This window comes from Bradyrhizobium sp. Leo78 (assembly GCF_059512425.1).
The window spans coordinates 1-11,363 of record NZ_JCAMOT010000082.1 but is presented as its reverse complement, the minus strand read 5'-3'; the positions used below and the strand labels follow the sequence as shown (position 1 = coordinate 11,363).

Sequence of the window (11,363 nt, the reverse complement as noted above, 5' to 3'; positions counted from 1 at the left end):
TCGTATCGCCATTGGCAGGATCAACTGAACCGGACCGACTTCGTCCACGGACAGTTCGGCGAGAATTTCACGATCGACGGGTTGCCTGACGACGTCGTGTGCATCGGCGATCGTTATCAGATCGGCACTGCGCTGTTCGAGGTCACTCAGCCTCGCGTGACCTGCTATCGCGTGGGCATTCGGATGAACGAGCCACGGATGCCGGCATTGCTGACGTCCAGCGGACGGCCGGGATTCTATTTCCGCGTCCTAAGGGAAGGGGAGGTTGGCGCCCGCGACGAAATCGTGAAGGCGGGAGAGGCGAATGAGCGCATGACCGTGGCAGAGATCAATGCGCTTCTCTATTCGCCCAATCATGCGCGCGACCGATTGGAGCGCGCCTTGCGCATCGAGGCGCTTTCGCCTGGGTGGCGCGCGTCGTTCGAGGCATTGCTGCAGAGCCAAACGACTGCCGTGGTGAGTGGCAACGCGGGGCTTGCGCCGGCAGCCGCCGCGCATCCGGCCGCACCAGGATTTCGGCCACTCGCCGTCGTGGCGGTTGATCAGGAGTCCGCGGACGTCCTCTCCCTGTCGATGCAGGATCCGGATGGTCGGCCGCTGCCACCAGCGTTGCCAGGTCAGTACGTCGTCTTGCGTCTTTGACCGAACGACGGCGGCCCGCCACTCTTTCGCAGCTACTCCCTCTCGGGTTCCCCCTCGACGGAGCGCTATCGGATCAGCGTGAAGATCGAGCCGAATGGTGCGGCTGGAACCTACCTGCGGAAGCATCTCCAGGTGGGCGATGTTCTCGAGGTCAGCTCACCGCGTGGAAGCTTCATTCTGAAGTCCGGGGAGCAGCCCGTGGTGTTGCTCAGCGCGGGAATCGGAGCGACGCCCGTTCTAGCGATGCTGCACGCGCTGGCGGAGGCCCGCTCGCCACGTCAAGTCGTGTGGCTGCACACGGCTCGCGACCGACAGCATCATCCGTTTGCCGCCGAAGTCCGCGGCCTCATGCTCGGGCTCACCCGCAGCCGCAGCTATGTTTGCTACAGCAGGCCGGGGTCGGGCGATAAGATCGGCGAGGACTTCGACGCAACCGGTCATCTGTCGCAATCGGTCTTTGACGCGGTCGGCGTTCCGCGAGAGGCGGATGTGTATCTCTGCGGCCCTGTTCGCTTCATGGCGGACATGAAAACCGCGCTCGCGGCATTTGGCGTGCCGCCGGAGCGCCTTCACGTCGAAATTTTCAACGGCAGCGAGCCGATGACTCCCGGCATCGTCGGCGCCACGATGCGAGCGCCTCATCCACCGCGGGATGACGCCGGCACCGGTCCCCTGATATCGTTCGCGCGAAGTGGCGTTATCGCACACTGGGACGCGTCAGCCTATCAGAGCATTTTGGAGCTGGCCGAGGCATGCGATGTGCCGGTTCGTTGGTCGTGCCGGACCGGTGTTTGTCACAACTGTGAAAGCGGTTTGGTTTCGGGCGCGGTCGCCTATGGACCGGAGCCGCTCGAGAAGCCCGCCGACGGCAACGTTCTGGTTTGCTGCTCACGACCGGTTCGTGATGTCGTCGTCGATTTGTAAATCCCGCGCGCATATCAGACGCGAAGACGAGGTCAGCGCCATGAACACAACGAGCACAGCGGTCGTGAAGTTCTCAGTCGAGGTGATCACGTTGCCGGTCAGCGATGTCGATCGAGCGCTCCGGTTTTATGTCGACCAGGTAGGTTTCACGCTCGACGTTGATTATTCGCCGAACGACGCCTTCCGCGTCGTGCAGCTCACGCCGCCAGGCTCCGGCTGCTCGATACAGATCGGTAGCGGGCTCACCGACGCGCCCGCCGGATCACTTCGCAACATCTATCTCGTCGTCACCGACCTTGAGGCAGCGCGGAGCCGCCTGCTCGAACGCGGGGTCGCAGTTGGCGAAATCCGCCACAAGACGCCCGTTGATGCCTGGGACGGAAGTTTCGCACCCGGGCTTGACCTCCCACGCAAGGACTACGCCAGCTTCGCCGACTTCTCCGACCCGGATGGCAACCGCTGGGTGCTGCAGGAGCGGGGTTACCGCAAGTTCTGATGCATTTGCGAAGATTCGGTCCCAAGCATCGTTGCGATGCTCAAGGTTTCCGTCGCAGAGTCTTTTCGCCCGAGGCGATGGATCACCGTCGCCCCAGTTTGCACCAGGCTGCACTGGGAGTGCGTCATATCCACCGCTTCGGGGATGCCTCTCGAGCGCGGCCAGCAGCTCGCCAGGGGTGATCGGCCCGTGATCGCGTTCGGTCCGCTTGCGACCGTATCGAACGCTTCGAGCACCAGCCGCCCATTGGCGTGCCGGATTCGTGAAAGTCGCACGGGTCGATGCCGGCGCCGCGCGCGACCGCGTTGGGATTGGACGGCCGGCGCGCCTCGAGAGGTGCACTCGCCCGCAACGCACCGGTGAACATATTCGACCAGCCCACGCGGACCTCGTCCAAACACGCGAAAACGTCCGCAATTAGGCACAAGAAGTCATCCGGACGTGGTTGCGATCTTCGTCCGCTCTGCTCTCGAGAGCCGACGCATCGACCTATTGCAGAGTTCTCTACGCGAACTGGCTTTGACCATTTTGGCGATTGGTTCAGAAGGCTAAACCAATCTTCTAGCACTCAATTTAAGCATTCGTCGCCTATCGGCGGGCCCTCGGTCCGCGGCTCAAACGAGAATAACAGCGTACTAGGCGATTGGTGGTCTCGCAACATCTGCTGGCGATCGGTCGCTTCGGCTCATGTCCGATTGGTCGTGTGTTGACATGACGGTACGCACCTCTGGACGGAGATAGACAAACAGGGAGACACAAATCAGAACCATGCCGCCGATCGGATATGCAAGCGCTACAAGTGCAGCCGATGTAAAGAGCCCCAGCGTTATGAATGAGCGCACGCGCATCATCTTTCGGGCGTCGGCTGGCACTTCATCATTTTGGGGCCGGTCGATGGCTTCCATGCACAAGAGCACATAAGTCGCGTTCACGAACACGAGGACGCCTGCGTAGAATGAAACAGGAATTGCAGCGAGCTCCGTTTCCGCGATCCAGGCAGTCGAGAACGGCATAAGCGAGACCGAGAACAAGTGTGCAAAATTTACCCAAATCAGGCGGCCTGTCGCAATATGCGCATAGCGCAACAGATGGTGGTGATTGACCCAAACGATCGCGATGAAGAAATAGCTCAGCGCGTAACTCACAGCACTCGGCCACAATGACACAAGCGCATTCAGAGTCCACGCGTGAGGCGCTTTCAATTCAAGTACAAGGATCGTAATGATGACCGCAAACACTCCGTCTGAAAACGCGTTCAGCCGGTCCGCCTTCGGCTCTCGCGCCATGATATCTGTCTCCTCTATGCAGTTTCATTCTAGGCTTCGAACCTCGCAAGCTCCAGGGGGCATTGGTCCGTAAGCGGGTGACAGTGGCCCTTTCGGCAGACAAACGGGAACGAGCCTGGAAGGTCCGAGCCGCTCAAACGCGACCGACGATGAAGCGTCATGACAGTACAGCACCATTTCCGTAGCCTCGCTACTCCACGGCGACGAGAGCATTTTCGAGAATCGGAGCGCCACCAGTCAGCATGGTTATTCATTGGAAGTCGGTATATCGAGCGACCTTGTCGAGACGATTCCTTCCGGATTCGGGTTGGATAATACTCAGGAAGCGTAGTGATCGCTTCGAAGAGTGCAGAGCCGCGCAGATCGTAGAGCCATCGCGCGGGTACTGCCCGCGGTTCCAGTACTGAGCCCTTGGAGCACGTCGTGCCGGAATGCAGGGTCGACCTCACAAAGGCCAACTGCCTGTCATTCTGGCAGAGAAACATCACCTGTCCCGGTATTTTCTGTCGAAGCTTGTTGGTGGTCGCGCGGCCCTTCGTTCCTCGGTTGAGGGATGGCCCAGATTGTTCAACCCATGCAGAGTCGGGGTTTTGGACGCATTGCCAGAGGTTCTTGCCACGTCGAAAGAGACCAATGCAGCCAGTTTCTTTAAGCCTCGATGGATGTTGATTTTAACGAGCGCTGCGGATTGCCCGGTTGCACCAGATGCGCTTGCAATGCTGAGCCCCTTCAGCTTCACGAGACGGATTACGCTGGCCTGCGCAGGTTTCAGCTGGCCAAGCAGATCGTCGACCGCGGCTGCGTCGATCGCGGTTTCACCGTGATCCTCGATCGGTATTTCGTCGTCGAGCGATACTGCGGCAAATCGAGACGCGTCGCGAATGCGATCGATCCACTTATAACGTGCAATCGCCATGACCCACGCACCGAACGATTTCGGTGATGCGTATGTGTGTCGGTTGGCATGGATCGCGAGAAGCGCATCTTGCCTCGCATCTTCGGATGCAGGGTGCGGAAGTCGCCGCGCGTAGTAGCGACGCAGCCAGACGTCTAACTCTCTGAGCAGCTGCTCATAGGCTTGGCTATTACCATCTTGCGCAGCGGCCATCAGCCAACCCCATCGCCTGAAGCGATCATTCCAGTTTTCGGATTGCAACGCTGTTTTCGCTTTTTGCGACGGGCCAACTGGGAAACTAGGTGACGAGGATCTCTGTGCAGCTCTGCCAAGACGTTGCGGCAAGGAGGCTCTCGAGGAAACAATGATCCTATCAGGGAGGGCGTTCATTTGGACAGGCTCCTCTCGACGCAATCAAGAAGGCCGTTGGCGTCGAATGGCTTTCTGAAAAGATACTGGGCGCCCGCCGAGATGGCTTCGTCGTCCAAATGCTTCTCAGAGAGCGCCGTGATGAGGATGACTGGTGTCATGATGTTTTGTTCGCGCAGCTTTCGTGTGAGGGTAAGTCCACTCATTCCGAGCATGTTGACGTCAGCCACGATACAGTCTGAACTGGACAGTGCGAGCGACCTCAGGAATGACTCTGCTGACGCAAAGGGCTCGGCGCGGTAGCCGATGGAGCGCATCAGATCCACGAGGGATGAGCAGAGCGCTTCGTCATCGTCGATGATTGCGACGAGAGAGCTTGTCACCGAATGCAGCCTTCAGTTCCGAGTAGCAGCAGGAACTGCAGCATGCGCTTGCGCGTGCCTCGTCACAATCTCTCGGTTCTGATGGATCGGCACATACCTTGGTATGGGGTCAGTGGAGCGGACGTCAGCTCTGCTATTGCACCGGCTCAACGTGCTGCTGATTGCTTCACCTGGATGTCCAGCATATCGGCTATCCTAGCGAGCATCGCCACCGATTTGCATCCCATTTTTCGCATGACGCTACCGCGATGCATCTTGACGGTGACTTCGCTAATTGAAAGTTCGTTCGCAATGAGCTTGTTCATGAGGCCAGACGCCACTAGCGCCATCACTTGCCGCTCTCGACCGGTTAGGAGTGCAAACCGCTCCCGCAGTTGATCGGTCTGCGCGTTTTCTCGGCGCCGGTCTTGGTCGATTCGAACCGCCGCGCCGACGGCATCAATCAGATCCTGATCCCTTATCGGTTTGGTGAGAAAGTCGACCGCGCCTGCCTTCATGCCCTTGACGGACATCGGAATGTCGCCGAAGCCCGTCATCAAAATCAGCGGCATCCGGATATTGGTGCGTGTCAGATACTCCTGTAACTCCAAGCCGCTGATGCCGGGTAGCCGAACGTCGACTAGCAGGCATGCAGGCGCATCGGGCAGCTCGGCATCGAGAAACTCCGAGGCAGATCCGTGGAGCGTTACCTGGTAACCCATGGATCGGAGTAGATCCCCAATTGATTCGCGAACGGCCTTGTCATCGTCAACGACGTGAACAAAATCCGGCAATGACACGCTCAATTGCTTGCCGATATCGGACCCGATTGACGGAGCGGGAGAGTGAACTTGAACGTCGCTCCATTCGGTGTGTTTTCCTCCATCCATAGTCGTCCTCCGTGGACAGCGATGATTTTGCGGCAGATGGACAAGCCAAGGCCCAGACCGTCACCTTTCGTCGTGTAGAGCGCATCGAAAAGCCGATCCCTGCTCGCGGGGGCAATGCCGACGCCCGTATCCGCGATAACAACGGCGACACCTTCATCACTAACCTTTGTGGAAACGCTTAAAACACGCGGCTTTCCGGTCACACTGGCCATCGCGTCAATCGCGTTGCGCACGAGATTGAGGACAACCTGCTGAAGCTGTACTCGATCGCCTTCGATGGTCGGTACCGACTTTTCGAGAGCCGTCCTTAGGGTGACGCCAGTACGCTCCAGGTCCCTCTTCAAGAGAGGAAGAATCTCTTCGACGGCATCGTTGATTTGAACATCGGTCAACCGGAGTCGCGCGCCGCGCACCAAACATCTAAGGCCAACGACGACATCGCTTGCCCGGCGTCCCTGCTCGATAACGCGCAGCGCGGATCTGCGGGCTTCAGAGGGCTCAACGGGGCTTCGCTCGAGCCATCGGAGGCAAGCTTCGGCGCTCATAATGATTCCGGTCAACGGCTGATTGATCTCATGAACAATAGAGCCCGCCAGCTCGCCCAGTGACGCTAGGCGTACGGCACGCGCAAGTTCTGTCCGCGCGTCCGTGAGAGCTTGTTCCGCAGCCTTTCGTTCCGTGATATCGGAAATGATTCCTTCCAATTCGACATCGCCGGTTGGTCCGACATCGAATTGTCCTACAGCAACAACGTGCAGCGTCGTGCCGTCTCGGTGGACGACCCTATACTCGTGGCTAAACGGAGATTTGGTACTCACGACTTCCGCGAGCGCCTCCTCCAGAGCAGGACAGTCATCAGGGTGGACGCGGCTCTTGAATACCTCGAACGGCACAGGATTTACGTCAAAATCAATATCGAACATGCGGTAGCATTCGCGCGATGCCCGTGAGAGCAGAGTCCGTGTGTTCCATCGGTAGCTGCCCATGCGGCCGATTTGCTGGCCTTTGACCATGCACAGATTGGTCTCATGAAGCGCTTCGAAAAGCTGCACCGATTCAAACGAAACGGCAGCTTGCGAGGCCAGCATCGAAATTACAGAGACATGCCGCGGCGCGAATCTCTCCTTACGTTCTGATTCGAGGTACAGAACACCAACTGTTTTGTCTCGATGAATTAGAGGTAAGCACAGCTGCGCAATCGGCCTTCGACGGCACTCTGCCGATTCGATCAGTGCGGACCCTTCCAAGCCATCGTCCTTGAGGACGATTTCTCGCCGTGTAAGCACCTTTTCGCTGAAGTCTGCTGGCAACCGGAATTCGCTGGCCGGAGGTTGTGAGGCAAAGAACCTTGCTTTCTCACGCGGAAAGCTCGCATCGGCTTTAGTGAGTAGTTCACCGCTTTCGCTCAGCAACACAGCGCCTCGATCGATGCCCGAGTAACCGAGCGCGGTGTTGAGAAGAGCCTTCGCGAGACCTTCGTAGGTGGTCTCTTTCGAGATTGTCTGAAACGCTTTGGCGATCAGCTCCAATTCTGATGTTTCTACCTCAAGTCTCATCGCGCGACGCTCTTACTGACGGGCGGAATCCTCATTTGGCCGCTATTTCCAAAACTCTATCCCTCGGCTAGGCTCGCGCACGGGGACGCCGAGACAGCCGAGTGACAAATTTGATCAAGTCTCCACGGTAGTAGAGCTTTTCGTAATCGATCGGTCTAAGCCCTTCGGTATATGAAGTGCGCTCTATGAGAAATACGGCACTGCCGATCGGTGTGCCCAGCGCGCTGGCAACTTGCTCATCAGCCGTTACCGCCTCCAGCTGGTATTCGGCATTGATCAGAGGAACACCGTACTTGCCCTCGAGCAACGCAAAGATTGGTTCTGCCTCCAAGTCGTGTTTGACGATCTTCTTTCCGATTTCCAGCGGCAAATATGTTTCATCGAACGACATTGCCACGCCGTCGGCAATACGGACGCGCTTGATCCGATAAACCTTAGTGCGCGGCGGAAGGCCGAGACGCTGCGCGACTGTATTGTCGGCGGCGACGGGGCGCTTGTCGATGAGACGAGCTGTTGGCTTGCGGCCGAGCGCGACCATATCCTCTACGAAGCCGCTCAGCTCTGTAAGCTCTTGCCTAATCTTGGGCTCGCTGACAAACGTGCCCCTGCCACGTCGGATTTCGACCAGCCCGCGAGCCATAAGGCGCTCCACGGCTTTCCGCACGGTCGCCCGACTGACGCCGAACCGATCGACCAAGCCCTCCTCCGAAGGAAGCTGCGTGCCAGGCGACAAGGAGCCGGCCGCGATCTCGGACGCCAGCGCCGAGGCAACTTGCGCGTAGAGAGGCATACTGTCCATGCCAAAGCTCATCTCAGTATTATGACGTTCCGACGTCCTGATGTCAACGGACATACGGACGTCCTGATGTTGAGGTTCCGTATTTGCGGGGAGCAGTAATAATTGCTCTCCGTCCGCTACCGTCTAAAGCCAGTAGACCTCGCGCATCTCCACCGACATCTTATGAATGACCGGCTTGAGCGGCACGCTCCGTCAGTGCTCGCAATCCAGCGTCCCGGATTGGAGCTCGGCAGGGGCGACTACAAACCGGAGCCCGACGTTGGCGTCATCGATGCTGACTATGAGGCCGGCCAGCGCTTCGTTGAGCGGGCCTATCTGCTTGCCGAAGTCGTGTCGGACACCGACGAAGTGATCGTGCCAGGTACGAACCGCAAATGGATCGACGTGAAGGGACCTTTACCGCTCACACGAACATTGCGAGGCAGTTCTCGTCATCGCGCAGGACCGCATGGAGGTTGAACTGGATCTCAAGACCGAGACCGGTTGGAAGTCCTCGGTCCTTAAGGGCGGCGGTGCCGAACTCTCGACCCGGCGTTCGGCTTCTGGTGTGTTGTCAGCGATCTCTACGAAGGCACGCCGCTGCAGCCGCGTTCGACACCTCAACATCGACCTTAGCGGCAATTGTGCAGCAGCCTGCTGCACAATTGCCTGGCTGTTGGCCTCTCTCAGTCGGAATATTGATCGCCGATCAAAGTTGCTCGGGCTCACCCAGGGATCAGGACGTCTGCCCCCGAGCGCCTTTCGGTCTTCGGCTCTTCCTTGGCATCGACGTGCTCGCACGCAAGGTACGCTTCGCTCTTCGCCCTTGCGTGCTGCGCGCGCCGTTGCCCGCGGTCGCCTGCGACGGCGGCTCCGGGGATCAGACTGATGATGCCGGACTTCGACTTCAGGGAAGTCAGGGCGGAAGCGGTCGACGACGATCCTGCTGGATGTCCGCTCGATCCCGGTGAGCCGACGTGTCGGTGGCCAAATGGCCTTCAATTGTGGGCCAGCGCTTGTAAGTACACGCGCTTGCGCTTGCCATCAGCCGCCCAAGCTCGCCATAGACGGGTTATCCAGAAGCGGGTCGTGTGGGATCGCCGCCGTTCTCGTCGTTTGCTCGCGCCTTCGCAGTCAAAATTAGTATCAACAGCATCGAACAGGACCAGAGGATTAAATAGGTTATGATCTGAAGCAAGGGACGCCAGGGATTGCGGAAAACGTGCTCAGATATCCACATGGGTCCGAAGATCAGCGCTGCCAGCATGGAACATCCGAAGAGATAATTGAGAATCGTGGCGAGGTTGTTCAGGATGAGATCAACTGCCCAATCGATCGCAGCGCTCTTTGCGATCGCCAACAGAAGCGCAGACACCCCCAGGATCTCGGCGCAAGCTTTGCGACGAACGGGATGCAAATCCAGACCACCGCATAGTCCGCTGCGACGATAAGGGCTCCCTTCATCAGCCGGTGCAACATGACTCGCTCCCGCGCCACCGCCTCGTCAACCTCGAAAAGGCACAAACTTTGCTGTGGGATAACCGGCGCCTAGGGCGCGCTTTAGCGCCCGGAGAGCACGGCGGTGCGGCGCTGGGCGAAGCACGTCCCCTATGGCTCCTGCAAGTGATTGAAACCGCAGATTCGGATTTTGGCACATCGAGACACAAACTGATCCTTGCCGGTCAAAGTACGTCCCCTACGGTCAACCTGGGCTGACGGCCCGCGAAAAATCTCGGCTTTCCGGAATATCGGCTTGCGGATGCCATGGCCCGGATTGGTTTCAATAATGCCTGCTTCGACAGCGTAGGTGAGGATGCCACCAAGAAGACCAACGGTGCGGGTGTGCGTCCAACTAGATCACGATATGGTCGAAATCCGTCGCAAGCCTTACCGAATCGGCATCACCAGCGAAGAAGGATGAACAGCGCGCCCGCTACCCACGATAAACGAACACACTAGCTAGCCCGTTGACGACACCAAGTGCTGTCCGAGTTAGGATACCTGCCCCAAAAAATCAGGACCTCGCAGGGGTGCGATTGGCCGCTCTTAGCAAACAGCGTCTGTTGGGACGCCGGGAAATAGCGGGAGTGGACCTCGCTCCGTCTCCACGAAGGGGTCGCTTCCGTTCTTTAAACTGGAGCCCTCCGAAACGGCCCCTCGGTCTCGTTTTGGCACCTGAAAATAAGGGCGATTGGCCGACGGCGAACAGAATGTAATCGGTCGCGGGCGCAGACTTTAAGCTCGCAATCGAGCGCGGCTGGCTGTGGATGCACGAGAGCGGCACCTACGTGAAGATCACGCCGGCCGGTGCGGAGTTGTTCGCCAAGAGGGGGGCACCAAGTGAGGCTGCCTAGCGATATCACGATGTTTGAATATGCTGCTCACAAAACGGGATTGGGCGCTGGTCGTGGCGGTCAGCGCGCTCGTCGCGCTGCCGCTGCGCGGCGGGGTCTATTGGATCGTTACTTAGCAAGGAGCGGCTTGGCGGCCGAAATGAGATGACTGAGGCGACCCTACATCGTCAGCTTGCGCACTTCGCCAGGCTTGAGGTGTAGGTTTCGCAGCTGTTTCAACTGCTGGCGTGTCAGGCGTCCAGTCGCAAGCTCCGCCGTCCAGCCCTCCGGGACTGCTGTCAGAACCAGGGTAAGCGCCTGGCTTGGTTTAGCTGCAGCTGCCCAAAGTTGCCTGCTTGGGCGGGCCGCCGCGTCGTCGGCCGTTACTTCAACAATCGTGACTTCGTTGCCAAATGACTCAGCCATGAACGTCTTAATGCCATGCCGCCCGCTTGGTTCAGAAAGCCAAATTAGGACAATGACAAAGCTAACCGACCAGGCCTCGGGCCTCTGCACGGTCCGCCTCCCGAATGGCCTTCTGAGCGGCCCGAGAGCGCATGTCGGCGCCATGATCCTCGAACTGGCGGGCCGCCGGTCCCCAACATCCGCAACACGTCCTCGCCGCACTGGCGAGGCTGGCTCAAGCCGCAAACCGGAGCTTGATTTCCGCGAACAGCTTTGGCCGAGTATGCCGAATGGCTGCGCGTCAATTTTCGCTGGCTAGATAACTTAGCATAGTTGTGCAGGCGGCCTCGGCCTCGGCAAAAGTTTTGAAGGGCGAGCCAACGACCCTGATCGCGCCACGGCTCTGTTCAAACGGGCGCCATGACGC

13 protein-coding genes and 1 pseudogene are annotated in these 11,363 nt (G+C 58.7%); 5 read left to right on the top strand and 9 right to left on the bottom strand.

All coding sequences use genetic code 11. The annotated features are described in order from the left end of the window. From AC5ZG1_RS42270 to AC5ZG1_RS42260, 3 genes are all read left to right on the top strand, one after another. Positions 1-642, top strand: a 642-nt coding sequence (locus AC5ZG1_RS42270; protein WP_496136358.1) for an MOSC domain-containing protein, incomplete at its 5' end; no start/stop codon positions are given. A 78-nt stretch (positions 643-720) separates the two neighbouring features. Next, positions 721-1,566, top strand: coding sequence for a flavin reductase family protein (locus tag AC5ZG1_RS42265; RefSeq protein ID WP_496136357.1), 846 nt, complete (start codon positions 721-723; stop codon positions 1,564-1,566). A gap of 40 nt (positions 1,567-1,606) precedes the next feature. Beyond that, complete coding sequence (locus AC5ZG1_RS42260) at positions 1,607-2,062, top strand: VOC family protein (RefSeq protein ID WP_496136356.1); 456 nt, start codon at positions 1,607-1,609, stop codon at positions 2,060-2,062. Positions 2,063-2,697: 635 nt separating this feature from the next. Here AC5ZG1_RS42260 and AC5ZG1_RS42255 read toward each other — a convergent pair. The 7 genes from AC5ZG1_RS42255 to AC5ZG1_RS42225 form a co-directional block, all read right to left on the bottom strand. Continuing rightward, entirely contained in the window at positions 2,698-3,348 is a 651-nt protein-coding gene (locus tag AC5ZG1_RS42255; protein WP_496136355.1) for a TMEM175 family protein, read from the bottom strand. Between the two features lie 29 nt (positions 3,349-3,377). Beyond that, positions 3,378-3,833 (bottom strand): L-histidine N(alpha)-methyltransferase, encoded by a 456-nt coding sequence (locus tag AC5ZG1_RS42250; protein ID WP_496136354.1) that lies wholly within the window; start codon positions 3,831-3,833, stop codon positions 3,378-3,380. Next, positions 3,833-4,456, bottom strand: a complete 624-nt coding sequence (locus tag AC5ZG1_RS42245) for a sigma-70 family RNA polymerase sigma factor (protein ID WP_496136353.1) — start codon at positions 4,454-4,456, stop codon at positions 3,833-3,835. The genes AC5ZG1_RS42250 and AC5ZG1_RS42245 overlap by 1 nt, the downstream gene beginning before the upstream one ends. A gap of 173 nt (positions 4,457-4,629) precedes the next feature. Further along, positions 4,630-4,995, bottom strand: a complete 366-nt coding sequence (locus AC5ZG1_RS42240; RefSeq protein WP_496136352.1) for a response regulator transcription factor — start codon at positions 4,993-4,995, stop codon at positions 4,630-4,632. A gap of 146 nt (positions 4,996-5,141) precedes the next feature. Next, the gene (locus tag AC5ZG1_RS42235) at positions 5,142-5,780 is read right to left on the bottom strand and encodes a response regulator transcription factor (protein WP_496136351.1); all 639 of its coding nucleotides are present in this window, start codon (positions 5,778-5,780) and stop codon (positions 5,142-5,144) included. Next, positions 5,777-7,420, bottom strand: a complete 1,644-nt coding sequence (locus AC5ZG1_RS42230; RefSeq protein ID WP_496136350.1) for an ATP-binding protein — start codon at positions 7,418-7,420, stop codon at positions 5,777-5,779. The genes AC5ZG1_RS42235 and AC5ZG1_RS42230 overlap by 4 nt, the downstream gene beginning before the upstream one ends. Before the next feature lie 67 nt (positions 7,421-7,487). Next, positions 7,488-8,231 carry a GntR family transcriptional regulator gene (locus AC5ZG1_RS42225; RefSeq protein WP_496136359.1) on the bottom strand — a complete coding sequence of 248 codons (744 nt, stop codon included), beginning with the start codon at positions 8,229-8,231 and terminating at the stop codon, positions 7,488-7,490. A gap of 150 nt (positions 8,232-8,381) precedes the next feature. Here AC5ZG1_RS42225 and AC5ZG1_RS42220 point away from each other — a divergent pair, with 150 nt between their 5' ends. Further along, complete coding sequence (locus AC5ZG1_RS42220) at positions 8,382-8,678, top strand: hypothetical protein (protein ID WP_496136349.1); 297 nt, start codon at positions 8,382-8,384, stop codon at positions 8,676-8,678. Between the two features lie 592 nt (positions 8,679-9,270). Here the strand turns inward: AC5ZG1_RS42220 and AC5ZG1_RS42215 are convergent. Continuing rightward, positions 9,271-9,573, bottom strand: a complete 303-nt coding sequence (locus AC5ZG1_RS42215; RefSeq protein ID WP_496136348.1) for a hypothetical protein — start codon at positions 9,571-9,573, stop codon at positions 9,271-9,273. A 1,138-nt stretch (positions 9,574-10,711) separates the two neighbouring features. Then, entirely contained in the window at positions 10,712-10,957 is a 246-nt protein-coding gene (locus AC5ZG1_RS42210; protein ID WP_496136347.1) for a hypothetical protein, read from the bottom strand. Between the two features lie 147 nt (positions 10,958-11,104). Between AC5ZG1_RS42210 and AC5ZG1_RS42205 the strand changes: the two are divergent. Then, a pseudogene (locus AC5ZG1_RS42205) lies at positions 11,105-11,211 on the top strand (SOS response-associated peptidase); the annotation flags it as partial. Positions 11,212-11,363 lie beyond the last annotated feature (152 nt).

Bases quoted from the DNA above. Each gene is read 5' to 3' on its own strand.
- AC5ZG1_RS42260 (WP_496136356.1), top strand. From the start codon at position 1,607: ATGAACACAACGAGCACAGCGGTCGTGAAGTTCTCAGTCGAGGTGATC.
- AC5ZG1_RS42255 (WP_496136355.1), bottom strand. From the start codon at position 3,348: ATGGCGCGAGAGCCGAAGGCGGACCGGCTGAACGCGTTTTCAGACGGA.
- AC5ZG1_RS42250 (WP_496136354.1), bottom strand. From the start codon at position 3,833: ATGTTTCTCTGCCAGAATGACAGGCAGTTGGCCTTTGTGAGGTCGACC.
- AC5ZG1_RS42245 (WP_496136353.1), bottom strand. From the start codon at position 4,456: ATGGCCGCTGCGCAAGATGGTAATAGCCAAGCCTATGAGCAGCTGCTC.
- AC5ZG1_RS42230 (WP_496136350.1), bottom strand. From the start codon at position 7,420: ATGAGACTTGAGGTAGAAACATCAGAATTGGAGCTGATCGCCAAAGCG.
- AC5ZG1_RS42225 (WP_496136359.1), bottom strand. From the start codon at position 8,231: ATGAGCTTTGGCATGGACAGTATGCCTCTCTACGCGCAAGTTGCCTCG.
- AC5ZG1_RS42220 (WP_496136349.1), top strand. From the start codon at position 8,382: ATGAATGACCGGCTTGAGCGGCACGCTCCGTCAGTGCTCGCAATCCAG.
- AC5ZG1_RS42210 (WP_496136347.1), bottom strand. From the start codon at position 10,957: ATGGCTGAGTCATTTGGCAACGAAGTCACGATTGTTGAAGTAACGGCC.